This window comes from Pedobacter terrae (assembly GCF_900100705.1).
Lineage (GTDB): Bacteria > Bacteroidota > Bacteroidia > Sphingobacteriales > Sphingobacteriaceae > Pedobacter > Pedobacter terrae.
In genome coordinates this window covers 63716-88947 of sequence record NZ_FNCH01000006.1, presented here as the reverse complement: position 1 = coordinate 88947, position 25232 = coordinate 63716, and the positions used below count along the sequence as shown (strand labels likewise).

23 protein-coding genes are annotated in these 25232 nt (G+C 38.6%); 14 read left to right on the top strand and 9 right to left on the bottom strand.

Going from position 1 to position 25232, the window contains the following annotated elements; translation table 11 throughout:
* Window positions 1-298: 298 nt before the first annotated feature.
* The 4 genes from BLR60_RS09525 to pfkA form a co-directional block, all read right to left on the bottom strand.
* Window positions 299-1519 (bottom strand): GAF domain-containing sensor histidine kinase, encoded by a 1221-nt coding sequence (locus tag BLR60_RS09525; RefSeq protein ID WP_090499154.1) that lies wholly within the window; start codon window positions 1517-1519, stop codon window positions 299-301.
* Window positions 1520-2352: 833 nt separating this feature from the next.
* A complete protein-coding gene (gene gap, locus BLR60_RS09520; protein WP_090499152.1) occupies window positions 2353-3351 on the bottom strand; it encodes a type I glyceraldehyde-3-phosphate dehydrogenase in 999 nt (332 codons plus the stop codon).
* Between the two features lie 6 nt (window positions 3352-3357).
* Entirely contained in the window at window positions 3358-4200 is an 843-nt protein-coding gene (locus tag BLR60_RS09515) for a hypothetical protein (protein WP_090499151.1), read from the bottom strand.
* 1 nt (window position 4201) lies between these two features.
* Entirely contained in the window at window positions 4202-5188 is a 987-nt protein-coding gene (pfkA, locus tag BLR60_RS09510) for a 6-phosphofructokinase (RefSeq protein WP_090499149.1), read from the bottom strand.
* 111 nt (window positions 5189-5299) lie between these two features.
* Between pfkA and BLR60_RS09505 the strand changes: the two genes are divergently transcribed.
* On the top strand, window positions 5300-5989 hold the full coding sequence (locus BLR60_RS09505; RefSeq protein ID WP_090499147.1) for an NUDIX hydrolase: 690 nt from the start codon (window positions 5300-5302) through the stop codon (window positions 5987-5989).
* Window positions 5990-6157: 168 nt separating this feature from the next.
* On the opposite strand, the gene BLR60_RS09500 is transcribed toward BLR60_RS09505, so the two are convergent.
* Window positions 6158-7018: an N-acetylglucosamine kinase gene (locus BLR60_RS09500; RefSeq protein WP_090499145.1), complete on the bottom strand. Its 861-nt coding sequence runs from the start codon at window positions 7016-7018 to the stop codon at window positions 6158-6160.
* 219 nt (window positions 7019-7237) lie between these two features.
* Between BLR60_RS09500 and BLR60_RS09495 the strand changes: the two genes are divergently transcribed.
* The 5 genes from BLR60_RS09495 (at window position 7238) to BLR60_RS09475 (ending at window position 14022) form a co-directional block, all read left to right on the top strand.
* Window positions 7238-8263, top strand: coding sequence for a threonine aldolase family protein (locus BLR60_RS09495; RefSeq protein WP_090499143.1), 1026 nt, complete (start codon window positions 7238-7240; stop codon window positions 8261-8263).
* Window positions 8264-8326: 63 nt separating this feature from the next.
* Window positions 8327-9838 (top strand): acetyl-CoA carboxylase biotin carboxylase subunit, encoded by a 1512-nt coding sequence (gene accC / locus BLR60_RS09490; RefSeq protein WP_090499430.1) that lies wholly within the window; start codon window positions 8327-8329, stop codon window positions 9836-9838.
* Window positions 9839-10032: 194 nt separating this feature from the next.
* Complete coding sequence (locus BLR60_RS09485) at window positions 10033-10617, top strand: riboflavin synthase (RefSeq protein ID WP_090499141.1); 585 nt, start codon at window positions 10033-10035, stop codon at window positions 10615-10617.
* A gap of 140 nt (window positions 10618-10757) precedes the next feature.
* Complete coding sequence (locus BLR60_RS09480; RefSeq protein ID WP_090499139.1) at window positions 10758-13406, top strand: glycoside hydrolase family 78 protein; 2649 nt, start codon at window positions 10758-10760, stop codon at window positions 13404-13406.
* Window positions 13407-13560: 154 nt separating this feature from the next.
* On the top strand, window positions 13561-14022 hold the full coding sequence (locus tag BLR60_RS09475) for a DUF4268 domain-containing protein (RefSeq protein ID WP_090499137.1): 462 nt from the start codon (window positions 13561-13563) through the stop codon (window positions 14020-14022).
* Here BLR60_RS09475 and BLR60_RS09470 read toward each other — a convergent pair.
* A complete protein-coding gene (locus tag BLR60_RS09470; RefSeq protein WP_143009054.1) occupies window positions 14019-15173 on the bottom strand; it encodes a tetratricopeptide repeat protein in 1155 nt (384 codons plus the stop codon). The two genes, BLR60_RS09475 and BLR60_RS09470, sit on opposite strands and share 4 nt — an antisense overlap.
* A 131-nt stretch (window positions 15174-15304) precedes the next feature.
* Here BLR60_RS09470 and BLR60_RS09465 point away from each other — a divergent pair, with 131 nt between their 5' ends.
* The 4 genes from BLR60_RS09465 to BLR60_RS09450 all read left to right on the top strand — a co-directional run bounded on the left by BLR60_RS09465 (window position 15305) and on the right by BLR60_RS09450 (window position 17459).
* Window positions 15305-15601, top strand: coding sequence for a hypothetical protein (locus BLR60_RS09465; protein ID WP_090499133.1), 297 nt, complete (start codon window positions 15305-15307; stop codon window positions 15599-15601).
* 10 nt (window positions 15602-15611) lie between these two features.
* Window positions 15612-16202 (top strand): porin family protein, encoded by a 591-nt coding sequence (locus tag BLR60_RS09460; protein WP_090499428.1) that lies wholly within the window; start codon window positions 15612-15614, stop codon window positions 16200-16202.
* Window positions 16203-16390: 188 nt separating this feature from the next.
* Window positions 16391-16810, top strand: coding sequence for an organic hydroperoxide resistance protein (locus BLR60_RS09455; protein WP_090499131.1), 420 nt, complete (start codon window positions 16391-16393; stop codon window positions 16808-16810).
* A 214-nt stretch (window positions 16811-17024) separates the two neighbouring features.
* On the top strand, window positions 17025-17459 hold the full coding sequence (locus BLR60_RS09450) for a MarR family winged helix-turn-helix transcriptional regulator (RefSeq protein WP_090499129.1): 435 nt from the start codon (window positions 17025-17027) through the stop codon (window positions 17457-17459).
* Window positions 17460-17465: 6 nt separating this feature from the next.
* Here the strand turns inward: BLR60_RS09450 and BLR60_RS09445 are convergent, their stop codons facing one another.
* From BLR60_RS09445 to BLR60_RS09435, 3 genes are all read right to left on the bottom strand, one after another.
* Window positions 17466-18392, bottom strand: a complete 927-nt coding sequence (locus tag BLR60_RS09445; protein WP_090499126.1) for a YihY/virulence factor BrkB family protein — start codon at window positions 18390-18392, stop codon at window positions 17466-17468.
* Window positions 18393-18466: 74 nt separating this feature from the next.
* Entirely contained in the window at window positions 18467-18865 is a 399-nt protein-coding gene (locus tag BLR60_RS09440) for an META domain-containing protein (protein WP_167354712.1), read from the bottom strand.
* Between the two features lie 59 nt (window positions 18866-18924).
* Window positions 18925-19464: a GNAT family N-acetyltransferase gene (locus tag BLR60_RS09435; protein WP_090499122.1), complete on the bottom strand. Its 540-nt coding sequence runs from the start codon at window positions 19462-19464 to the stop codon at window positions 18925-18927.
* Window positions 19465-19695: 231 nt separating this feature from the next.
* Between BLR60_RS09435 and BLR60_RS09430 the strand changes: the two genes are divergently transcribed.
* From BLR60_RS09430 to BLR60_RS09415, 4 genes are read left to right on the top strand one after another with little or no spacing between them, the layout of a single operon-like run.
* A complete protein-coding gene (locus BLR60_RS09430) occupies window positions 19696-20373 on the top strand; it encodes a TolC family protein (RefSeq protein ID WP_167354711.1) in 678 nt (225 codons plus the stop codon).
* A gap of 6 nt (window positions 20374-20379) precedes the next feature.
* Window positions 20380-22533, top strand: coding sequence for a GumC family protein (locus BLR60_RS09425; protein WP_090499118.1), 2154 nt, complete (start codon window positions 20380-20382; stop codon window positions 22531-22533).
* Window positions 22534-22542: 9 nt separating this feature from the next.
* Entirely contained in the window at window positions 22543-24000 is a 1458-nt protein-coding gene (locus BLR60_RS09420) for an O-antigen ligase family protein (RefSeq protein ID WP_090499116.1), read from the top strand.
* Entirely contained in the window at window positions 23984-25183 is a 1200-nt protein-coding gene (locus BLR60_RS09415; RefSeq protein ID WP_167354710.1) for a glycosyltransferase family 2 protein, read from the top strand. The genes BLR60_RS09420 and BLR60_RS09415 overlap by 17 nt, the downstream gene beginning before the upstream one ends.
* Window positions 25184-25232 lie beyond the last annotated feature (49 nt).

Genomic DNA, 25232 nt, shown 5'->3' with positions numbered 1-25232 from the left:
GCCTTATACAACTTCATAAGTTGAGAGCGTTAATTTAGATAAGGATGTAGCCAACTGGTTACATCCTTTTTTCATTTGAATATTATGGGGCAGTCATTTCATTTGAATTATTTAGTCTGAGTGATGCTGTTTGCCTTCATCATGAAATGCCTAGTTAAAAACTTTCTTTATAGAAATTAAAGTTTACTTAGATTACCAATTAATAATCAGTACTGATCGTGCTTTTCTTGCTTAAGAAGTGAATTTATTTCAAGGTCTTTTGAAATAATGGCTAAAATAACTCTGGAAGTAAATGAAGCTAATCTGATATCGGCGGGCTTTCTATTGGTAAGGAAATAAAAAACGAACTGCCCAGATTTTTACCTGCGCTGGTAGCCCATACCTTGCCACCATGCAGCAGCACCAGGGTTTTAACAATATAGAGACCAATGCCATTAGAGCGTTCTTTTGCAGTTGGCACTGATGATAGTTTGGCAAACTTGGTAAATAGTTTGGTGATATCTTCTTTAGTCATGCCTAAACCATTGTCTTTAAATTCGAATATAATATTACTGGCTTCTGCACTGCAGTTGATTTCTATTGTTTCCCCTTCGTGCGAATATTTAATCGCATTACTCAACAGGTTGTTGAATACATCATTAATCCGTTCCTGGTCTACCTGGATGTAACCGTCCGTTTGGCAATTTATTTTCAGCGTTTGCTGTTTTTCTTTCAATGTATAATCGAAAGTTGCAGCCACTGCGTTAATCAGGTTTATTACTTTAACGGTTTCGAATCTGAGGTCTATAGTGGCATGCTCATTTTTGGCTTCACTAAGCAGGTTATTCATCGTTTGCTCAATTTTCCGGCCAGTTTGCTCAATTTTATGGCCTAATGAAGCAAATTTTTCTGGAGAGAGTAAACCTTTGTCTAAAAGTTGGCCAAAAGCAATCAATGAAGTTGCGGGGTTTTTCATATCATGTGCCAAGCGGTGCAAACGGTCATCATAAGCGCGTACAGAAATTCTGTTAATTAGCCGCGACTCGAGTTTTTCCAGGGTAATCCGGGCTAACCAATTCAGTACAATCAGTTGGTCGTCTTCAATATCATACCTTGGCTTATCGTCCATTACACTTACTGCTCCAATTACAAAGCCTTCCATAGTGGTAATGGGTGCAGCCGCATAAAATCGAATACCCTTTTCCATTTTAACGTAAGTGTTATCTTTTACTTCAGCACAGGTTTTGGTATCCTCGATCAGCGTAATCTCTGGCGACTTTGAAGCTACTGTACATAAGCTATCTTCTTTTTTAATTACAGTAACCTGTATAGGGCTGGTGTTTGCCTTAAAGTATACCTGTGTTTCATCAATGAACGAAACAAATGATCCGGCGGCTTTAAAAGTAACTTTTGCTATTTCAGCAATCAGATCGAAAAGAAGTTCTGGAGGGGTATCAATAATGTCGTAGCGCCTCAGTTTATGGAGTCGCTGAAATTCATATTCAGTTGTGGTGTTTGAGGGCTTGTTAAACTTACTCATTAATGGGCAATGCTAAAATTTTTAGATGATCATGGCTACTAACAAATATAAAACAAAGAAGTTTTATTCTAAAAATTAGCTTATTCGGATCAGGAATGTTTCAAATAGGTTAATCGTGATGGTAATTTACTGTCGAGATAAATAAGCATCTAAATTGCTTCAAAGAAATTTTAATTTAGGATGATCATCATTTACGGGCTTTAATTGGTGCGTTCGATCGTTATATGAAAAATAAAAAACATCGTATAAAAGAAAAGAGATACTCCATCCAGACGTATCTCTTTTTTCTAACCAAATATAAACCTGTTATGAGCCAGGCTTTGTCTTTAACTTTCTTTCTAAACCTGGGTTTATCCAGAAAGTGATTTATCTTTTCTATTGATAATAAACATCGTTCCGTTTATTATGATACAAATATAGTAAAAAAATTGATAGTGTAAAAAATACACTAAGAAAATTTTAAGTTTTTTTTTTGTCATTTTTTATTTCCTGGTCTTTTTCGAGGAGATTTTAGAGTTTAAAATGATGATGTCGCAAATATAAGGTAAAAATATGTTAAGGAATTGTTAAATAAAGTTGGTTTTTTAGGTATTCGTCCATAATTATGCTTTATTATAGTTGAAAAATAGATTTTGCATCAATTTAAATCCGTTTTTATCTTTTTAATAATCATTAAGCAGATATGGGGTATCGTATTTTGATAGAATAAATTTATATCACGATTTTAAAATTAATTTTAGGCAGTTAAAATTGGTCTTAAAATAAAAAGGCAACATTAATTGAATAATGTTGCCTTTTATATGATTTGAAAATTAGCTTAAAGCATTTTTTCGTTACAAACTTGCGTAATATTCTACAAATTTAGCTAATGCAGAAGAATATCCCCATTCGTTATCGTACCAAGATACCACTTTAACGAAATTATCATTTAATGAAATACCAGCTTTAGCATCAAAAATCGAAGCATGATCATCGCCAATAAAGTCAGAAGAAACAACTTCATCTTCGGTATAAGCTAACACACCTTTTAATTCGCCTTCAGAAGCTGCTTTCATCGCAGCTTTAATCTGCTCGTAAGTAGCAGGTTTTTCTAAACGTGCAGTTAAATCTACTACAGAAACATCTGCAACAGGAACACGGAAAGACATTCCCGTTAATTTACCTTTTAACTCAGGTAATACCATACCTACTGCTTTAGCAGCACCAGTAGAAGAAGGGATAATGTTAGAAAAACCACCACGGCCACCTCTCCAATCTTTAGCAGAAGGACCATCAACAGTTTTTTGAGTTGCAGTTACCGCGTGAATTGTACTCATTAAACCTTCAACAATACCAAAGTTATCATTTAAAACTTTAGCAATTGGTGCTAAACAGTTTGTAGTACAAGATGCGTTAGAAACAATAGTTTGATCTGCAGTTAATTTATCGTGGTTAACACCCATTACATAAGTAGGGATGTCGCTATCTTTAGCAGGAGCAGAGAAAACTACTTTTTTGGCACCTGCAGCGATGTGTTTTTCAGCGTCAACACGGGTTAAGAATAAACCTGTTGATTCAATTACCACTTCAACACCTACAGCATCCCATTTTAAATCAGCAGGATTTCTTTCTGCAGTTACGCGGATTGTTTTGCCATTAACAACTAAGTTACCATCAACAACTTCAATGGTACCATCAAACTTGCCATGTGTAGTATCATATTTTAACATGTATGCCATATAATCTGGCTCGATCAAATCGTTAATCGCTACAATATCTAATCCTCTTTTTAATGCAGCTCTGAAAACCAGTCTGCCAATACGGCCAAAGCCGTTTATTCCAATTTTGCTCATTGTTTGTTAATTAATGTAATGTTTTAATAAATTTTGTATGGGTTCTTTAATGATGCTTTTAATTTTTAGATCGTACTTGCCAGCCACGAGCCTCAGTCGGTCTTCTAGCTCGGCAGCCACTTTGCCTACAATATGCAGTTCGCTATCTTTGTGCTTTTGCCATGTAGGCACAATATATATATCGAAGTATTTTTCAAATCCCTCATCAATCAGTTTGCAGATATACTCATGTTTGCTGTTATGGGTAATGAAATCGAAAAACGAAGTTAGAAATATATTTGCCTGCGGCTTGTTGTAAATACGTTCTAATATTTGAGGGCGGTCTAAATTGTATGTTAATGTAAATTTGGCCTCTATGTCCTTTGGCATTTTCTGGCTTAAAAATTCTTTCAGCAGTATTTTTCCGAAATAATTAGATGAGCCTTCATCCCCCAGGATATAACCTAATCCAAAATTGTTGTTCAATGGTTTTTTTCCGTCAAAATAGGCACAATGTGCACCACTGCCCAGCATACCAACAATACCAGGTTTGTTATAACAAGCAGCTTTGGCGGCCCCGAATAAATCATTTTCGACTACAATTTTGCTGTATCTGAAAAATGATGCCAGGGTTTTGGCCAGTACCTCTTTTCTATCTGGTGATGATGCCCCGGCTGCAAAAAAATAAATCTTTTTGATATTTTCTGCATGATTGACCAGGACAACCTTTTTATTTAAAATCTGTAAAATTGTTTTCGGATCAACAAAGCAGGGGTTTAGGCCGGTAGTATTACAATGTGCTACTACCTGTCCATTTCGGGTTATTTTCCAAAATGCCGTTTTTGATCCGCTATAAACAACTGCTACCATATTATATTGAAAGTACTTCTGTCATTTCCATTAAATCGGGTTCGAGTTTAAAAGAATGAGCGGTTAAAGCCTCTCTTATGCTGGTTAATTTTATCTCGTTTCCTTTTAAACCTACCATTTGCTCCGTTTCGCCCGCAATTAACGCATTTACAGCGGCAAAACCTAAACGACTGCCCAAAATTCTGTCGAAACTGCTCGGACTTCCACCTCTTTGAAGGTGGCCAAGAATGGTTACTTTGGTATCGTAATGATCGAAAGTTTCTTTTACCTTTTTAGCAATATCGTAAGCACCGCCCTGTTTATGGCCTTCTGCCACGATAACAATACTCGATGATTTTTTTGTTGCTGCACCTAAGGCCAGTTTCTCAATCAATTCATTAACACTTGTTTCCTTCTCTGGCAATAATACGGCTTCGGCACCGCTGGCAATCGAACTTCTTAAGGCAATACAGCCAGAATCGCGGCCCATTACCTCAATAAAAAATAAACGGTCGTGTGCATCAGCAGTATCTCTGATTTTATCAATTGCTTCAATTACGGTATTAATAGCCGTATCGTAGCCTAAAGTAAAGTCAGATCCAACTAAGTCGTTATCAATTGTTCCCGGTATACCGATTACCTTAACCCCAAAAGTTTCCGAAAAGCGCCTGGCTCCGGTAAATGTTCCGTCGCCACCAATGACTACCAATCCGTCAATGTCGTTTTTCTTTAAGTTTTTGTAGGCAATCTGCTGACCTTCGTCTGTTTTAAATTCTAAACAGCGCGCAGTTTTTAATATGGTACCGCCCAAGTGTAAAATATTACTTACAGAACGGGCATCCATTGGTTTTATGTTGTCGGTTATTAAACCTTGGTAACCTTGCATTACCCCAAACATGTTAATGCCGTGGTAAATTCCGGTACGAACAACAGCTCTGATCGCTGCATTCATTCCAGGGGCATCGCCTCCAGATGTTAATACAGCTATATTTTTTATATTTGGCTTCATCTTTATAATACGAATATAGTGTGTATTTTTTACACTAAGTAATTTATTTTATTTTTTTTACTTAATATTGAAAGTCATACCTTTATCTGCTTAAAATAACTAATTTTTACTTTGGAACAAATTTTACCTCATTTAGATTCTGTATTCTCGATAGATTGCGTTTTGTTTGGATTTGATGGTAAGGAATTAAAAATCCTGCTAATTGAAAGGAATGAAGAACCGTTTAAGGATTGGTGGGCACTGCCCGGTAATATTGTTGGTCCTGATGAAAGTTTAGATCAATCAGCCTCCCGGATTCTGTACGAGCTTACCGGTTTACGTGGTATTTATATGGAGCAGTATTATGCTTTTGGTGATCCGGGTAGGCACCCGCAAGGTAGGGTAATTACTTTGGCCTATTATGCATTGATCCGTTTAGGAGGAGATAAAGAATTACGTCCGATCAGTACTTATGCCAAGCGCGCCAATTGGTTGCCCATTACCGATCTGCCCAAATTGGCTTTTGATCACCAGAAAATTTACGATAAGGGATTAGAGAAAATAAAACGCCGGATTAAACACCAGCCTATTGCGTTCGAGCTATTGCCAGAAAAATTTACCTTAACCCAACTACAGCATGTTTACGAACTGGTGCTGGGTAAAAAACTCGATAAAAGGAATTTTAGAAAGAAAATTGTAAGTTTTGGTGTGCTTAAGGAGCTTGATGAAAAACAAAAAGGCGTTTCCTATCGTGCAGCTACCTTATACCGTTTTGATAAACGTAAATACGCCAAGCTTTTTGGCAAGGAGATTTCGTTCTAGGTTAAGATTTTAGAAGTTAGATTTGAGAGAGTGCTAAAAGATTAAAAACGAAAGCAGTATCGTCTGTTATAAATAGAAAAATCCCGGTTTGAATTTCAAACCGGGATTTTTTTGTTTTCTCTGCTTTCAGTAACTGTTAACTCCAAACTGAAAACTCCCAACTGCAAACTAAGCCTTCGGCGCCAACTCCAGGTGGTAATGTACCAAATCATCTATAGGTGAGCGGATTATTTTGCCTACACCCATTTCGTAACGGTCGGCTACAATGCTTAAAATATCGCGGAAACTATAACCTACTGAACCCACACAGTTTAATTTGTGGTCTTTATAGTTTGGATAATGAATGACCAATGCTTCGAAAAATGCGGTAAATGCATAATCAATGGTTGCAAAAGCATAATCTTCGTAGTTATCTTTAAAATCGTATAAGAATTTACTAAAACTTGCACAGAAACGGTTAGGCAGTGGTTTATTGTAAATATTATCGAAAATATCTTCGTTTGTTAAAGCATAGTTATCATAAAAAGCTTCGCGTAATCCTTTCGGCATATAACCTTTCATGTAATCGCTTAAAATACGTTTACCGATGTATGAACCGCTACCTTCATCACCCAGGAAATAACCCAACGAATCGATGTTCATTGTAATTTCAGTGCCATCATAAAGGCATGAGTTTGTACCTGTTCCCAAAATAGCAGCAAATCCCGGCTCGTTTCCAAGGAGTGCTCTAGATGAAGCAAGTAAATCATGACCTACGAAGATATTTGCATTGACGAAGATCTGTTGCATGGCATCGGCTACAATCTTAACATTTGCAGGTGTAGAACAACCGGCACCATAGTAATAAACTGCGGTCAATTTCTCTCTTTCCAAGTGGTCTGGAAGAGTATCATTCAAAGACTTTACAATGTACTCTCCTTTAGAAAAATATGGATTGTAACCTTCGGTGTTAAAGTAAATTTTTCTGCCGGCCTCGTTAATCAAACACCAATTTGTTTTGGTAGATCCGCCGTCTGCAATTACTATCATTTTATTTATTTTTGGTTTTAGCACGATAAAAGTATAAAAAGTCTTATATTTTGTATCCTTTTTTTTAATAATTTTTTAACAATTTGTTATTGCTGAAAATTAAGTGTGTAAAAAATACACTATATAGGGCGTTTAATCGATGAAAAACCTTAAAATTATACCAGAAAGGGCAGTGGTCTTTTTTTTAACGTCAACAATATTTTACAATAAAATAGCGAAATGAACAAGCGATTTTTAGATTTCAGGAGTGATACGGTAACCAAACCAACCGCGGGAATGTTGGATGCCATGATGAATGCAAAAGTGGGGGATGACGTTTTTGGTGAAGATGAAACAGTGCATGCTTTGGAAACAAAACTGGCTTCAACTTTTAACATGGAAGCCGGATTGTTCTGTCCATCCGGAACGATGACTAATCAGATCGCAATCAAGTGTTTTACCCAACCAATGGACGAGGTAATCTGTGATCAGACGGCGCATGTTTATCGCTACGAAATTGGTGGCATTGCTTTCCACTCCGGCGCATCTGTAAGGCTATTGCATGGCGAACGTGGAATTTTAACACCAGAGCTGATCGAACCTGAAATTAATGAAGATAATATCCACTATCCCAGCTCCAGTTTGGTTGTTTTGGAAAATACCGTAAACAAAGGCGGCGGCAGCTGTTATACTTTATCGCAGATTGCGCCCATTCATCACCTCTGTAACATCAAAGGATTAAAACTGCACTTAGATGGAGCGCGTATTTTTAACGCATTGATGGCCACAGGTGATCATGCAGGCGAATACGGCAAATATTTTGATGGCATTTCGGTTTGTTTATCAAAGGGACTCGGTGCACCAGTAGGCTCGGTATTACTAGGCAGTAAACAAATGATCCATAAAGCGCGCAAAATTAGAAAAGCTTTTGGTGGAGGTATGCGCCAGGCAGGTTTTTTGGCAGCAGCAGGTATTTACGCGCTCGATCATCATGTAACACGTTTAAAAAACGATCATGCCCATGCCCAGGCATTGGCCAATGCACTGGCCAGTGCAAAATATGTAAAATCGGTAATGCCGGTTGAAACCAACATCGTTATTTTTGAAGTAGAAAAGGGATCAGCAGAGAAGATCGTATACCAGTTAAAGGAAAAAGGATTGTATTGTAATACCACCAGTGCCAGTACGATCCGTTTGGTAACACATCTGGATCTGAGCGCCGAAATGATTGATCAGGCAATTGAAATAATCTTACATTTGTCTTAGACAGAGTCTGAAGTCGTGAGCCTTTAGTCCCCAGTCAATATGTCTAATGAAATGCTAACCAAAATGCCTGAAAACTCTAAACTCCAAACCCCAATCTCCAAGCTCTTAATCGCTAACCGGGGCGAAATTGCTTTACGTATTATGCGTTCGGCAAAGGAAATGGGAATTAAAACGGTGGCTGTTTTTTCTGAAGCAGACCGGAATGCACTGCATGTGCGCTATGCCGACGAGGCAATTTGTATCGGTCCGGCGCCTTCTAACCAAAGTTATTTAGTTGGTGAAAAGATTATCGATGCCTGTAAACTAACGGGTGCAGAAGCCATTCATCCAGGTTATGGATTTTTGTCAGAAAATGCGGGTTTTGCTCAAATGGTTGCCGATGCCGGACTTATTTTGGTAGGTCCTTCACCACAGGCTATGGAAACCATGGGCAACAAACTATCTGCAAAGGCAGCAGCATTAAAATATAATATTCCCATGGTTCCCGGAACGGAGGAGGCCATTCAAGATGTAAACGACGCCAAGCAGCGCGCAATAAATGTTGGTTTTCCAATATTAATTAAAGCTGCTGCAGGGGGTGGAGGTAAAGGGATGCGTATTGTGGAGCGTGCTGAAGATTTTGAAGAACAGATGCAACTTGCTGTAAGCGAGGCCACCTCGGCATTTGGAGATGGGGCTGTTTTTATTGAACGTTATGTTACTTCACCAAGACACATCGAAATACAGGTTTTAGGCGATACCCATGGCAATATTGTACATCTGTTTGAGCGAGAATGTTCTGTGCAGCGGCGGCATCAAAAAGTGGTTGAAGAAGCGCCATCAGCGGTATTGACTGAAGAGATCAGACAAAAAATGGGCAAATGTGCGGTAGATGTAGCCCGTTCTGTAAATTATACCGGAGCGGGTACGGTAGAGTTTATTTTAGATGAAAATCTTGATTTCTTTTTCCTAGAAATGAATACCCGTCTGCAGGTAGAGCATCCGGTAACGGAACTGATTACGGGGGTAGATCTGGTAAAAGAGCAGATAAAAATTGCATCAGGAGAAAAATTGAGTTTTAACCAGGATGACTTAAAAATTATTGGGCACGCTATCGAACTTAGGGTTTATGCAGAAGATCCGGCCAATAATTTCCTGCCTGATATCGGCACTTTGCACACTTACATTACGCCTAAAGGCACTGGGGTAAGGGTAGATGATGGCTTTGAACAGGGCATGGAAATCCCGATTTATTACGATCCGATGATTGCCAAACTGATTACCTTTGGAAAAGATAGGGAGGAAGCTATAGCGCGAATGGTAAGGGCTATTGAAGAATATGATATTACGGGGATAGAAACTACTTTGGGTTTTGGTAAATTTGTAATGCAGCACGAGGCTTTTAAAACAGGTAAATTCGATACACATTTTGTTGGTAAGTACTTTACAGCAGAAAGTTTAAAGAAACAGGATGGAACAGAAACATTGATTGCCGCTTTAATTGCCGCAAAACTTTTTGAAAAGAAAGAAGTGAAATTAGAGCGTTCTGCAGTTAAAAATAGCTCCAATTGGAGAAAAAATAGATTGAAATATTAACAACTTAGAGAAGTCTTCATTGGGGACGTCATGCTGAACTTGTTTCAGTATCTTTCTCGCTAATAAATAATAATGAGTCCGTCATTTCGAGCTGAGTATAATGCAGCCGAGAAATCTATCTCGAGATAGATCTCTCTCCCGAACGTTCGGGACTACGCTTCAGTCGAGATGACGACCCGTCAAAAACAAAAAAAATGTTCACAGGAATTATAGAAACACTTGGCGAAGTTACTGCCATTAAAAACGATCATACCAATATACACTTTACCATATCTTCGGCAATTAGTCATGAACTGAAAATTGACCAGAGTGTAGCCCATAACGGCGTCTGTTTAACAGTAGTGGCTTTAAATGATGGCACACATACCGTTACCGCTATAGATGAAACTTTGAACAAAACCAATCTGGATGGTTTGAAGGTGGGCAGTAAAGTTAACCTCGAGCGCTGCATGCAGATGAATGCCCGTTTAGATGGACACATTGTACAAGGCCACGTAGACCAGACAGCTGTTTGTGTGAAGCGGGAAGAATTGGATGGTAGCTGGGAATATCGCTTTAAATATGATGCCAGTGCCGGGAATGTAACCGTAGAAAAAGGTTCTGCTTGTGTAAACGGGATTAGCTTAACTGTCGTAAATTCAGCTAACGACGAATTTTCGGTATTTATCATTCCTTATACTTTCGAACATACCAACTTACAAGAAGTTGAAGTTGGTGATACGGTAAATTTAGAATTCGATATTATCGGTAAATATGTTGCCCGGTTGATGAACCGGTAAGTTTTTTTTGGGGGGTAAGTGCTTGACCTTATTTATTGACGTTTATGCCAACGCCAAATTTTTCGTAGCACTATAGGATGGTTAGTTAAAGAATATTTCTGATATTGTAGAGTTAAGATTAAAAATTAGCGCTAACCAATATGAATAAAAATTTCCTCACCTCAGGCAAACTAACTCTCCTTATCTTTTTGTTTTTATTTACTATGAATGCTTTCGGGCAGAAAATCTCGGTAAAAGATTTAACTGTTGAGCATTTAGTAAATCCTTTTAGTATTGATCGTCCTAACCCCAGATTTAGCTGGAAAATGATTTCGGATATAAAAAACACCAAACAGCGCAGTTACGAAATCAAACTGGGTAACTCGCCTAAAATTGAAAAGGTGTTATGGAAAACTACGGTAGATAATGATCAATCGGTGCTTGTGAATTATAATGGACCCCAGTTATCTTCAAAAACTAAATATTACTGGCAGGTTAGGGTAAAAGATAATCATGGAAATACTTCTGCATGGTCGCCGGTACAATATTTTCAAACGGGTTTAAAACCTGAAGATTGGCAGGCGAAATGGATTGCGGTAGCTGGAAAAGATACTTCATTGGCGAGCCCGTTGTTAAGAAAAGAAATTAACCTGAAAAAACAAGTTAGATCTGCAACGGCTTACATTACGGCCAAAGGTTTGTATGAGGCCAGTATAAATGGCAGCCGCGTGGGTAATGCTTATTTTGCCCCAGGCTGGACAAGTTATAAAGACCATATTCAATATCAGGTTTATGACGTTAAAGAATCGCTAAAAAAAGGTGTCAATGTAATTGGCGTGATGTTAGGCGATGGCTGGTACAAGGGGCGTATCGGATTTGGTCATCAAAAACAATTTTATGGCGATACCAGGGCATTGTTAATGCAGCTGGAAGTAGAATATACTGATGGGAGTAAAGAAACTATTGTAACGGATAACAGCTGGAAAACGAGTTATGGCCCCATATTGGCTGCTAATATTTATGATGGGGAAACCTACGATGCCCGACTTGAAATCCAAGGCTGGAATAATATTGGCTTTAAAGAAAATACGAACTGGAAACCAGTACAGGAAATGGCCTTTGGTCCGGAAAAGCTGGTTGGAATGAGCGGACCACAGGTAACCAAACATGAAGAATTTAAAGCCTTAAAAATATTTAAAACACCAAAAGGCGAAACAGTTGTAGATTTTGGTCAGAATTTAGTGGGTTGGGTAATGTTAAAAGCAAAAGGGCCAGCTGGTACAAGAATATCCATCAGCCATGCCGAAGTATTAACCAAAGAAGGAAATTTTTATACTACTAACCTGAGAACCGCCAAACAGCAGAACAATTATATTTTGAAAGGTGAAGCTGAGCAGTTATTCGAACCACATTTCTCTTTTCAGGGCTTTAGATATGTCAAAATAGATGGATATCCGGGCGAATTAAGATTGGAAAACCTTACTGCGGTAGCGGTTTATTCTGACATGAAAACCAGCGGGAAATTCAGTACCTCCAATCCATTACTCAATCAATTACAACATAACATTAGCTGGGGGCAGAAGGGCAATTTTGTTGATGTGCCAACAGATTGTCCGCAAAGAGATGAACGTTTAGGCTGGACCGGAGATGCCCAGGCATTTGCCTTAACTGCAGCTTATAATATGGATGTATCGGGCTTTTTTACCAAATGGCTAAAAGATGTTTCTGCAGATCAGCTCCCCAATGGCAGCGTTCCTTTTGTAGTACCAAATGTGCTGACCCAGAATGATGCAGGTTCTGCAGGCTGGGCCGATGTAGCTACCATTGTTCCCTGGGATATGTATGTATCATACGGCGACCAAGGCATATTAGAATCGCAGTATAATAGCATGAAAAAGTGGGTTGATTATATTTCTTCAATGGCAAAAAATAACCTTTGGAATACAGGTTTCCACTTTGGCGATTGGTTGTTCTACAGGCCTAATGATGACAACGATGGCCGCGCTGCAGTAACCGATAAGTATATGATTGCCCAAACATTTTATGCACATTCTACCCACTTGCTGATCAATGCCGCAGAGGTATTGGGCAAAACAGACGATGTAAAGAAGTACAATGCGCTGTTAGCGCAGATTAAGGCGGCTTACATCAAAGAAAATATGACGCCAAACGGCAAACTGATTTCTAATACCCAAACGGCATATGTTTTAGCCTTGCAATTTGATATGCTGCCTGAGAACTTACGTGCGCAGGCAGCACAGAGACTGGTAGGTAATGTAAAAGATTATGGAAACCACCTCACTACCGGTTTTTTGGGTACACCATATCTTTGCCACGTCTTGAGCCGTTTTGGACATGAAGATGTAGCTTACGATTTGTTACTGCAAGAAAGTTATCCTTCATGGTTGTACCCTGTTAAAATGGGAGCAACTACCATTTGGGAGCGATGGGATGGTATTAAACAGGATGGCACTTTCCAAACCGCAGATATGAATTCTTTTAACCACTACGCTTATGGCGCTATTGGCGATTGGATGTATAAAAACATAGCAGGTATTAATCCGGTTGTAGCAAAACCTGGTTATAAGGCCATTTTAATTGCGCCCAGACCTGGCGGCAAATTAACCAGTGCTTCGGCAGAGCTGGAAACCGTTTATGGAAAAGTTAAATCTTCCTGGACAATTGCAGATGGTATTTTTAAGCTGAATGTAACTGTGCCAGCCAATGCCACTGCAACCATTGTACTGCCTGGTACTGGCAAAAAAAATGAAATTGGCTCTGGCAGTTATCATTTTGAAAGTAAATATTAATCGCTAATATTGCAGCTTTGTAAAAAGACAAGAAAAATCGTCATTCCCAACTTGATTGGGAATCTTAATGCGATGAGTAGTAAGATTCCGTCTGCGCTGGAATGACGATTTAGTTTAATAATAATAAGGCCTCTATCAGATGCTAAAAAAATAAATGTACAGTAAAGAAGAATCGGCCCGTTTGCGCCAACAGTTTTGGATTAGTTTTGGGCAATACATGAAGCCTGTTCCATCAGCGGGCGGTTCTACCGTAAACTGGACAAACTATAAAACCGGCGTAAAGAACATCTTCTTCAAAATGGATGTTGATGGTAAGAAGGCATTTATTAGCATTCAGCTGTCGCATCCTGATCCCGGTATCAGACATCTTATTTTCGAACAGTTTGAAGAATTTAAGCTCCTATTTACCAATACAGTGGGCGAAGAGTGGAACTGGATTAAAGATGCAACCGATGATTTCGGTAAAACGGTATCTCAGATTTCCATCGGCATTACTGGCGTGAGCATTTTTAATCAACAACATTGGCCAGACTTAATTTCCTTTTTTAAACCAAGAATAATTGCCCTGGATGAATTTTGGGATAATGTAAAGCCTGTTTTCGAAAACCTGGTTTAATCGGCAAGGCTTAGCTGAGCAATCCTATCCTTTGAAAATTTAATTTCTTCTTTATCATCTGTTAAACTTGGCTTACTTTTTAAATAAAGGTTATAATATCTGAGTGCATTTTTACCCTGTTTTAAACGGGTATCGTAAAATATGGCTAAACGATAGTACAATGTTGCAGTGGCTTTAAATTGCAGGCCTTTTTTATAGGCCGCGCCTGCCAGGGCCAATTGGTTATTTTCCTCATAAACCAATCCTAATAAAGAATAATAACTGGAAGTATTAGGAGAGATCGCTGCATCGATAGTTTTTTTGGTGTAAAGTGCTGATTGGCGATAATCTTTCAGTGCCCGGTAACTAAGTGATGTGTAGTACAGGGTCGCTTCATTCTCCATTGCAGCTACTTCCAGTTCTTTAAAAAGGGCTATTGCTTTTTGATATTTCTTGGTGTAATAATAGGCTTTTGCCACATCTTTTATTACCCCGGCATCTGCACCATCTTTCAATAATTTCTCACCTGATGCAATCACTTCACTATATTTTTTAAGCTGGTTGGCAATAGGCAGCTTCGCTCTTTGCAGCACCAAATTATCACTATCTCCTTTAATGGCAATATCAAGCACACGATAAGCTTTCTCGTATTGCTGAAAAGAAGAATGAAGCTCAGCAAGGTCGGCAGCAACATCGCCTTCTAATGGATTAATAAAGTTCGCTTTTAAAAGATAGGTAAGTTTAAGCGAATCGTCTTTCGGAGAATGATATAGATGAGCTAACAGTTTATACACATTAAAATTATTACTGTCTATCTTCACAATTTCACCATAATACAGTTTAGCCTTTTCAGTATTTCCTCTTTTGGTGTTAATATTACCGAGACTAAAAAGAATGGATAAGCTGCCTGGTTGCAGGGTGTAGGCCCTGGTATAAAAATTTTCAGCTTCTACCGTATTGCCCGCCATTAAAAAACAATAGCCAATTTGGCTGAGCACTTTAAAATCATTTACTTCTTCTCCATAAATACTTTTAAGGTATTGGGCAGCCTGGTCATAACGCTGGGTTTGGTAAAGGTCGAAGAGTTTCTCCTTATCTACAGTTTTTGCATCTTGTGCATAACTAGTTAAAGTTAAAATGAATAGGACTAATAAACTAAGAAAGCTTTTCATGATCAGTGATTTTTTAACTAATTTATTAGTTATTTTCGATATTTCCAAGTTTGCTAATTAAAGATTGATGAAATCAAACAAAACCGGCACTAAGGGGTTTATAAGGAATAGTTTAACTAAAATAAGAACCTATGAATACTTTAAAGAAGTTTGAATTAATGGAAAAGATTGTGCGTGAATTGGAAGATTTGCAAAATTCTAAGCAGGCACTTATTCAGAAAATTGCTAAAATTGAAGTAGATAATATCGAATTGGGCGACAGTCGTCTGGAAAAAGATCTACCTGATATTCATCAAAATTTAGCAGATAACTTAGATACTATTTCAGGAATTTTAGATTACTTTGCAGGTAAAACACAAAACTTTGGTGATAAAAACAATGTTGATGCTTTAAAAGAACAGGAAGCCATTAACAATGCCACCAGCTAATTTATTGCATATGAAATATTTATCTTTAACCGTTGCCTTTTTGCTGGTTGGCTTATTTGCCAGCGCACAGATATTACCGTCATTCCAGCTGGGTGTTAAAGCTGGCGCAAATTTTTCGAAATTTGATAGTGAAAACACTTTTAACAGTAATAACCGTACTGGTTTTTATGGCGGCCTTTGGGCCAGGGTAGGTGCTGCAGGCGTTTATTTCCAACCCGAACTTTACATATCAGGAAAAAAAGCAGATTTGGTAAGTGATGCAACAGGAGATATAAACAAAGTGCGTTTTACGAGTTTGGATGTACCTTTATTGGTAGGCACGAAATTTGGTGCCGCCGGTGTAGGACTTCGTTTAAACACCGGACCAATGTTCTCCTTGATATTGGATGAAAACCAAAGTTTTGGTCAGGCCGCAGGAAACGTTTTCCGTGCCGACTTTAAAAATCAGGCTTTAGCCTGGCAGTTTGGAGCAGGTTTAGACCTTAAAAAACTAAGCTTTGATGCACGTTATGAACTTGGCCTGTCAAAGATCAACAAATCTGGTTATCCGGGCACTAAGCTCAATTTATTTACCGTTGGTTTAGGTTATAGAATTTTGTAATAAAAATCAATAAAACAGTAAGGTGTTCATTTTTAATGAACACCTTTTTTTATGCCCAAGATTTTGATTTTGCATTTCAGATAAAATTCCTTCCATATTTTGAAGATTAATTTGCTTTTCTAAAATAGTAACGTATATTTGTATCGCAAACGATATAATCGTTTGCGATACAAATTAAATTTAGAGATATGAAAATGTTATATGAAACAAGCGCTACAGTAACTGGCGGACGTAATGGAAAAATAACAAGTGAAAACGGTGTTTTAGAACTTGAAGTGAGAATGCCAAAAGAACTGGGCGGTAATGGCGATGCGTATACCAATCCAGAGCAGCTTTTTGCTGCGGGTTATGCTGCCTGCTTTGATAGTGCATTAAACCTGGTGATGCATCAGGATAAGGTTAAACCTGAACAGCCGTCGTCGGTTAAAGCAAATGTATCGCTACATGCTGATGAAAAAGGTGGCTTCAAATTAGGCGTATCGTTACAGGTGCATATCCCGGGAATAGAAACTACACAGGCTCAGCAACTGGTAGAGAAAGCACATACAATATGTCCATACTCAAATGCGACACGTGGTAATATTGATGTTAAATTGGAAGTGATTTAATTACTGACTCCAGCATGGAACGAGTGGTAGGTGGACTGTCATTCCGGACTACAGTGTTCCAAAGCAAATCCCTAGGATGAGAAATCTTTAACATTACTTAAAGATTTCTCCATCCTTTTCCAGCTAAATAACAACCAGATTTTTGTATTGAACAGCAAATTTCGGAGAAAATGATTTATTTAGCTAAATATTTTATTGTGAAAGAAAATAGGCGATGGAAATAGATGAGTCTTTAAAACTGGAAAATCAACTGTGTTTTCCGCTTTATGCTGCTTCGAGGTTAGTAACCAAATGTTATCAGCCCGTGCTAGATACCCTGGGCATAACCTATCCGCAATATCTGGTTTTAATGGTTTTGTGGGAAAATGATTCAGTTAACTTAAGCCTGCTTTCTGAGAAATTGATGCTGCAATCGAATACCTTAACTCCATTACTTAAGCGGATGCAGGAAACTGGTCTTGTAGAACGCGTTAGATCGTTAAAAGATGAGCGAAGCATTGTTATATCACTTACAGAAAAGGGAATGGCATTGAAAGAAAAAGCACCGGCTTTAAGGGCTCAGCTTGGAGAGCAGCTTGGGATAAGCCCTGAAGAAATAATTCAGTTAAAAAGCCTGCTTGATAAATTGATCCAAAACCTGGCGGTATAACGCCAATTAGTCTTCTTCCTTTTCCTGTCCAATTTCGGTTAGCTCATAAGCAAAAGACCCGTTTTTTGGTACAATAGGAGTGGCGCGTCCAACGCTTAATGCTTTTATAAATGAAGCACCAAAATAGAATATCAATGAAGAGTAAAATACAAAGAGCATAATTACGATAATTGATCCTGCTGATCCATAAATGTTGCTGATATTACTCAACGGCAATAAAATCCTCAAAATGTATTTTCCCGCGGTAAATAGGCATCCGGTTAACAAGCCTCCTGAAATGGCTGCCCGCCAGGTAGGTCGACCATTGGTTAAATACCTGAAAAGTATGGTAAACCACGTGGTTACGATGATCACAAAAACGAGTTGATTAATAATCGAAGTTAAGATTAACTCAAAAGAAGGGGATCCGTTTTTTAGAAAAGCACCTATATAGGCCTGCACACTATCGGCCAGTAGACCTATAAAAAATAATATGCCAGCCAATAAAATAATGGTAACAGATATGGCTCTTGATTTGAGGGTACTGATAATCCCTTTTTTATCTTTCTGGCCAATATTCCAGATCTGTTCTAAGGAGTTTTTAATCACATTAAATAATGTGGTGGCTACAAAAAGAAAAAATATAAAACTAAATAAGGTAACATACCAGGCTTGATTGATCCCACGGATGTTTCTTAATGTATTTCTGATCTGTTGGATACTTTCATTATCGAGAATATTCGCCAAACGTTCAAACAGGTGTGTAGCCAACAACCTTCTATCGGTAAACATGCCGAAAAGCCTGATCAGGATGATTAATATTGGAGGTAAGGCGAAATTGGTAAAAAAAGCGGTAGCACCGGCCAAACGTAAAGGATCATTTTTCTGAAATAAATTAAATGCTTTTCTTATGGTCGAGAAAAAAAACTTCAGATCTGGTATTATCGATGGCATTACTCCTGCGTTAAACTCAAAAGGCCGAAAATAGTAAAAATACTTTATTCAGCCTTTTTATCTTTGTAAAGATTCTAGTTCGTTTTAGTAAAAACCATTAAGGTTTTATCTCCATTTAACAGCTGTAGCTTATTATCAGCTATTCTAGCCCCATTAACCTGGTTAAGGGCATGTAAATAAGCACGTTCAGCAGCATCAGTTTCCTGGCAAAACATTTTTGTACTAAAAACATTTTTAACAGTTATTTTCTGATCAGCAATTTCTGCTTGTCCGCCGTAATTGTTGCAGAACGATTTTCCGCTGATTTTAAGGCTGTCAGCAAAGTTTAGGGTTGCTTTTGCGGTTGAAGGCAAAGTTAACCCCGGCAACGAGGTTAATTCCCATTTGGTATTGGTAAAATTTGCCGGATCTAATTTTTCTTTACAAGAACTGAATAATAAGATCAGTATTCCACAGTAGATAAGGTTTTTCATAACAAAAGGTTTATATAATTTTCTTTTTATCATCAAAAACTAAACCAATAAAAGGTAAATCAGCTTTTGATAAAGCTAACTGACTTTTCAATCTTCATCCAATGGTGTTTTACGCCATCGTAATCGAAGACAGAAATCCGTTTTAAACCCACTTTTTCCAGCACATGGATAGATCCAAAATTATTGATATCTGCAATACCAATTAGCTCATTCAACTTTAGTTCATTAAAACCATAGTCCCGTGCGGCCTTTGCCGTTTCTGTGGCATAACCTTGCCCCCAAAACCGTTTGATGAACCGATACCCCAGATCGTAATAATTAACATGGTTGTTGGTCGTTTCTCTGATGAGTTTTAAACCAGACCAGCCCACAAAATTACCCGTTGCTTTTTCGATAACAGCCCATCTGCCGATACCATTTTCAGTATATTGTTTTCTGATAAATTCAATTTCGGCGATACTTTGCTCAATTGACTTTATAGGTTTGTTGCCAAGATAAAGTTGAACATCTGGATCACTGTTCATTTCAAACATACCCTCCGCATCGGCAGGTATAATCTCGCGAAGGATTAACCGTGCTGTCTCGGCAAAAATCTTCATATTTTTTATAAGCTTATCTTTCAAAAATAAGATAATTTGGTGATCAACTTCAGGCTATCTTTTTAAATTGGTGTATATATTTCAGGCAATGTGGGTTCTTATAACCGGAGTGAGGCCTATCGTTGAAAAAAAAAATTTTTTTTTTACCAAAAAAAAGATTCTATTTAATTAGATTTGAAACTATATCTAAAAAATACTCGCCTTTAAAGAGAACTTTTAATGCCTTATTTAATGATCCGGATTTTCGTAGTTTTTGTATTTCTTTTGGCCTCAATAAATGTTGTTCAGGCTCAGGAGAGCTTTATTGGAGATATCAACTACCAGCTACTGGAAAAGTATGTTGATCTTGCCCTTAAGAATTACCCGAAGCGGAAAATGTACAAGGCCAGTGAACTTAGTGCAAAGGCAAAAATAGGCGTAGCAAGGGCAACCTATCTGGACGCATTTACAGCTTCTTATAACTATAGTCCTAATAATGCAGCCAGGTACAATACCACAAATCCTTATACCTTAAACGGCATACAATTTGGCATTTATCTTAATCTCGGCATTTTATTCCGCACACCAGCGCTGGTAAGGCAGGCTAAAGAAGAACATAATGAGAAGTTTTTTCAGGCTCAGGAATACGACATCCTGCTCAAATCTGAAGTTAAAAAAACATATTTTGAATACCTGCGCGAGAACGCTGATTTACGGGTTAAAGCACAAACGTATATAGACAACAAAGCGGCTAGTGATGGCCTGCGGTACAAATTCGAGAAAGGAGAGGCGAACCTGGATGATTACACCAAGGCAAAAACCTTAACCTCTTATGCGAATTCTGAAAGGCTGCTTGCAGAACTTAATCTTTTAAAAGCTAAGGAAGAGTTAGAAGCCCTTATTGGCGAAGAATTGAAAAATGTGAAATAAGATAAAATGAACATACATAAATCCTTAGATACAGTAAACAAATACAGGTGGATGATCATCGTTATCTTCATTTTGACAGTGGTTGTTGGTTTTTTTATGCTGAGAAATCTCCCAAAAGACTATAAATCTGAAGCAAAACTTTCAACCGGTTTGCTCGATCCATCCAGGCAGCTCGCGCCCGATCGTGCCAGTTATACCGGGCCTGATATCATCATCAAGCTTAATCAGCAGTTTTCAACGATTATGGATGTCATGAGGATGCCCAAAAATATCAGTTTGCTTTCTTACCGCCTGATCTTGCATGATCTGAGGGATAAAAAAGGAACATTTAAACCCTGGAGCGCCGAGCTGAACGCCTTAACCGATGCACAGCGACAGGAAGCGATTAAGCTGTTTGAAGACCGGTTGAACAAAAGGCAAGTGCTTACACCGCTGGATAATGGTAAAATTAAACTCTATCAGATTGTTACCTCAATGGGCTATGATGAAAAGAGTCTGAATAAAAAACTTGACATTAACCATGAGCAAAACAGTGATTTTATCTCGGTAGCCTACACCTCTAATAATACACTGCTTTCTGTTTTTGTTGTAAATACCCTTTCCAGGGATTTCATTAATAACTACAGTCTGGAACAGATCGAGAATAAAAATACAGCCATCGTAGTGCTTGATTCTCTGCTGAAAAAGAAAGAGGCTGATATGAATGAGAGGATAAAGCAATTAAAAGACTATAAAATCCGTAACGGTGTACTAAACCTGGATAAGCAGTCACAAATTGTTTACCAACAAATTACCGATAATGAGAACAGGAGGAACCAGGCCCTGATCGATAGGCAGGCAGCACAGGCAGCATTAAAAAGTGTAAATGATAAACTGGCGAGCAGAACCAGCGATAAATACCTGGGTGCAGAAGTTATTGAGGATAACCGTGCCATTATTAACTTAAAAAATAACGTTCAGGCAGCTGAGGATAACTATTTGCGTAACGGTTACAAACCTGCGGATAAAAAAGTAGTAGATTCATTGCAGCTTTTACTAAGTGCTAAATTAGTCAAGTCTAACGATCAGTACGTAAGTGATCCCCTTATAGCCAAACAGAGTCTTGTTCAGCGTCGTATTTCGCTGGGCATTGAAGTTGAAAGAGCAACGGCTGGGATAAATGATATTGATAAGGAGCTGGCCAAGCTAAATGCCAAATTTACAGGGATGGTGCCTTTTGATGCGGGTGTACAAGACTATGAGCGCAATGCGGATGTAGCAACAAAAGAATACCTCGAAATTTTAGCCCGTTATAATCAAACCAGTCTCGATAAAAATATAGGTTTACGCCTTCAACTCGTACAGGAAGGGATACCCACCCTTCCCGAGTCGTCAAAAAAACTGATATACATTGCGCTTAGTGCTATTGCCAGTTTCGCAATTTGCTTTTGCACTTTGTTTCTATTGTCTGTTTTAGACCATTCGATTAATAAAGGTGCAGAATTAAAGTCTGAACTGAATGCAAAGCTGATTGGTGAACTGGATTTTATCAGAGCCGGTAATGACAATATCGCTCAGATCTGGGGAGCGCAGCACTCCGAAAGTGAATACACGGTTTTTAAGAACCAGTTAAGGGCACTGCGTTTCGAACTTGATAACCTGCTTTTTAGCCACAATCAAAAAGTACTGGGCTTAACCGGTTTTGGACCGTCCGGATCACAGTCATTTACCGTAATAAATTTAGCCTACGCCTTCGCACAACTAAATAAAAAAGTATTACTGATCGGAAATCAGGAATTCGTATCGGCATTACAAAATTTAAAGGTGCCGGTAAATCAATCAATAAAAGCGGTGTTACAAGGTGACCGTATTACTGAGAACAAGCCTTTTACTTTCGTTAATAATGATTTGGAAGGAAAATCGCTTTTGGAAATCAAGGATCGTGAAGCACTTTCGGGAATTTTTGGTACGATCAGGGATCAGTTTGATTTAATTATTGTGACACTCGACCCGCTGGAAGATGGTGTGGATAATAGGGAATGGTTGTCGTTTGTAGGGTTATACGCGGCAGTTTTTGTGGCAGGATCTGCATTGCGTGATAAGCAAAAAACGGCTCTTGTGGCCTTAAACGAAGATGACAAGTTTGCGGGTTGGATTGTTACTGGCGTAAAACAAAAATAGGCAGCAGCTATGCTTGGGAAATTAAATGTGTATCTCGCTGACCACAAGAAAAAGATTATTTTTTTTATGGTTTCCATGTGCCTTTCGGTTCTGGTAGCTGGCTCTACATATTCATTTGGGATTTTAGGGCCATTATTGGTATTGGCTTTCGCTGCAGTGGGCACATTTCTAATCGCACTTTTCCGTAATCCACGCACCGGTTTTTGGGTATATTTAACTTATTGCTTTATCCTGGGTTTTTTAGTCAAATCTTTTTTAAATATTCCCGTGGGTCTTGCGCTCGATGCGATATTGGTACTTACCTGGGTAAGCATGTTGGTTAATATGAATAAATTTAACTGGGATAAACTCAAAAACGAGCATGTTATAATTGCCCTTATCTGGTTTGTTATCAGTTTTTTACAACTCTTAAATCCCTATGGGGGCAGTGTTATAGCGTGGTTTAATGAGTTAAGGTTCACGGCACTTAGCTGGTTGCTGGTTGCACCATTTGCATTTCTGTTGTTTAACCGAATGGCCGATTTAAACAGGTTTATCTTATTAGTACTGTTGTTGTCTTTAGTGGGTACGCTATATGGCATGAAACAGCTCTATCTGGGATTGACACCAGGCGAACAAACCTGGCTTAATGCAGGAAATGCCGGTACACACATTATTAATGGTAAGCTTCGGGTATTTTCCATGTATTCAGATGCTGGGCAGTTTGGAGCCTCACAAGCCATTATGGCTGTTATCGCATTAACGCTGGCCGCGGGCCCGTTCAGCTTTTTCAAAAAATTAATTTTTGCCTGCTTTGCCCTTGCTTTTTTGTATGGTATGGCCATTTCAGGTACAAGGGGTGCGCTATTTGCATTGGCAGCGGGACTCTTCTCTGCGCTTTTTTTAAGCAGGAGTTTCAGCGTTTTAATTATAGGCGTAATAATTTGTGCGTCGGGTTTCAGTGTGTTAAAATATACCACTATTGGCGATCACATCTTTCAGGTGAACCGGCTACGGAGTGCATTGGATCCAAAAGACGCATCATTAGCCGTTAGACTCGATAATCAACATAAACTGAAGAGCCTGCTTGATGACTTACCTTTTGGTGCAGGTTTGGGCATGAGTGGTATGAATGGTACAACCTATAATTTTAATAGACCCATAGCCAATATCCCGCCAGATAGTTATTGGGTAAAGGTTTGGGTGATGTATGGCGTGGTGGGACTGGTAATCTGGTTTGCCCTAACCTGTTATATTATCGGCAAGTGTAGTGGAATTGTCTGGAAAATCCGCAATCCGAAGCTGAGGGTGAAAATGATTGCCCTTACTGCAGGTACCGTTGCCTGCTTTATATGCAGTTATGGCAATGAGGTAATGAATGGCATGCCATCATCAATAATTATGTTTATGTCATGGTCTTTCATCTTCATCGCCCCCGGGTTTGATGAGCAAAAAATGCAGCTGGAATCAAATGGAACTGATATATAAAATTATACACCTGTTGTTCTGGATTCTGGCAGTCTACCTATCGTTTAATTGTCTGTACCTGTTATTTTTTGCAATTGCCGGGCTTTTCCCGTTAGCGGGTGCAGAAAAAAAAAGCAGCACACACAAAAAAATAGTGGTGCTGTTCCCTACCTACCATGCAGATGAAGTGATCATTGATAGTGTACGTGCAGCGCTTGCACATGAGTATAATGGAGTGGCCAATATTGTTGTGATCGCCGATGGGTTATTGTCCCGAACGGTTGAACGGCTTGAAGCGATGGGAGCGGAGGTAATTGAAGTGTTTTTTGAAAAAAGCACTAAAGGTAAAGCCCTGCTTTATGCAATTGAAAAACTCAAAGATCGTGGTTTTGAGGTTGCCCTAGTGCTTGATGTTGATAATTTAATGGGGCCAGATTGTCTTGAGGCTGTAAACAGTTCATTCCAACAAGGACATAAAGTTGTTCAGTTGCATCGCACAGCGAAAAACCTGGATACCAGTTTTGCCTTTCTGGATGCCTGTAATGAAGAAGTTAATAATCAACTGTATCGTAAAGGGCAGGCGGTGCTTGGATTGTCACCTGCGCTAATCGGTTCGGGAATGGCCTTTGATTACAGCTATTTTCATTCGTTATTAAAAAATGTGGGGGAGACCATTGGGGAAGATAAAAAAATGGATTTCCTCATCGCCGGCGATAGGGTTAAAGTTGCCTATTTAAATGATATTTTTGTTTATGACGAAAAAGTGAGCAGTGCCAGTGTATTTACTACCCAAAGAACCAGATGGCTGGCATCGCAGGTTGAGTTTTTGCGTACCTATACAGCAATAGGTATAAAGGAGCTGTTTAAGGGGAATGTAGAATTTTTTAATAAAACGATACAAACAATGTTAATGCCACGTATTTTGTTGCTGGGCTTATTGTTTATAATGGCTCTTCAGTCTTTTTTTAACCCTTTTGGGCCGGGAAAAGGATTATGGCTAACATTATTCATCAGTATATGTGTAACCCTGCTGATTTCAATACCAGTGCGCTTTTACAAAGATAAAAAACTTTATCTTGCCATTTGGCAAATACCAAGGGCAATGATCGGGATGGTGATCGCGCTCTTTAGTATTGGAAAGGTTAAAAAGTCCAATTTAGTAACTCCCCATCAAAATACGAATGCAGGAGGAAATAAAAACTAAGCTATGCCGATATTATTACTGATTATTACTGGTACAATTGCCTGCATTT

Bases quoted from the DNA above. Each gene is read 5' to 3' on its own strand.
- BLR60_RS09525 (WP_090499154.1), bottom strand. From the start codon at position 1,519: ATGAGTAAGTTTAACAAGCCCTCAAACACCACAACTGAATATGAATTT.
- gap (WP_090499152.1), bottom strand. From the start codon at position 3,351: ATGAGCAAAATTGGAATAAACGGCTTTGGCCGTATTGGCAGACTGGTT.
- BLR60_RS09515 (WP_090499151.1), bottom strand. From the start codon at position 4,200: ATGGTAGCAGTTGTTTATAGCGGATCAAAAACGGCATTTTGGAAAATA.
- pfkA (WP_090499149.1), bottom strand. From the start codon at position 5,188: ATGAAGCCAAATATAAAAAATATAGCTGTATTAACATCTGGAGGCGAT.
- BLR60_RS09500 (WP_090499145.1), bottom strand. From the start codon at position 7,018: ATGATAGTAATTGCAGACGGCGGATCTACCAAAACAAATTGGTGTTTG.
- BLR60_RS09495 (WP_090499143.1), top strand. From the start codon at position 7,238: ATGAACAAGCGATTTTTAGATTTCAGGAGTGATACGGTAACCAAACCA.
- accC (WP_090499430.1), top strand. From the start codon at position 8,327: ATGCCTGAAAACTCTAAACTCCAAACCCCAATCTCCAAGCTCTTAATC.
- BLR60_RS09485 (WP_090499141.1), top strand. From the start codon at position 10,033: ATGTTCACAGGAATTATAGAAACACTTGGCGAAGTTACTGCCATTAAA.
- BLR60_RS09480 (WP_090499139.1), top strand. From the start codon at position 10,758: ATGAATAAAAATTTCCTCACCTCAGGCAAACTAACTCTCCTTATCTTT.
- BLR60_RS09475 (WP_090499137.1), top strand. From the start codon at position 13,561: ATGTACAGTAAAGAAGAATCGGCCCGTTTGCGCCAACAGTTTTGGATT.
- BLR60_RS09470 (WP_143009054.1), bottom strand. From the start codon at position 15,173: ATGAAAAGCTTTCTTAGTTTATTAGTCCTATTCATTTTAACTTTAACT.
- BLR60_RS09465 (WP_090499133.1), top strand. From the start codon at position 15,305: ATGAATACTTTAAAGAAGTTTGAATTAATGGAAAAGATTGTGCGTGAA.
- BLR60_RS09460 (WP_090499428.1), top strand. From the start codon at position 15,612: ATGAAATATTTATCTTTAACCGTTGCCTTTTTGCTGGTTGGCTTATTT.
- BLR60_RS09455 (WP_090499131.1), top strand. From the start codon at position 16,391: ATGAAAATGTTATATGAAACAAGCGCTACAGTAACTGGCGGACGTAAT.
- BLR60_RS09450 (WP_090499129.1), top strand. From the start codon at position 17,025: ATGGAAATAGATGAGTCTTTAAAACTGGAAAATCAACTGTGTTTTCCG.
- BLR60_RS09445 (WP_090499126.1), bottom strand. From the start codon at position 18,392: ATGCCATCGATAATACCAGATCTGAAGTTTTTTTTCTCGACCATAAGA.
- BLR60_RS09440 (WP_167354712.1), bottom strand. From the start codon at position 18,865: ATGAAAAACCTTATCTACTGTGGAATACTGATCTTATTATTCAGTTCT.
- BLR60_RS09435 (WP_090499122.1), bottom strand. From the start codon at position 19,464: ATGAAGATTTTTGCCGAGACAGCACGGTTAATCCTTCGCGAGATTATA.
- BLR60_RS09430 (WP_167354711.1), top strand. From the start codon at position 19,696: ATGATCCGGATTTTCGTAGTTTTTGTATTTCTTTTGGCCTCAATAAAT.
- BLR60_RS09425 (WP_090499118.1), top strand. From the start codon at position 20,380: ATGAACATACATAAATCCTTAGATACAGTAAACAAATACAGGTGGATG.
- BLR60_RS09420 (WP_090499116.1), top strand. From the start codon at position 22,543: ATGCTTGGGAAATTAAATGTGTATCTCGCTGACCACAAGAAAAAGATT.
- BLR60_RS09415 (WP_167354710.1), top strand. From the start codon at position 23,984: ATGGAACTGATATATAAAATTATACACCTGTTGTTCTGGATTCTGGCA.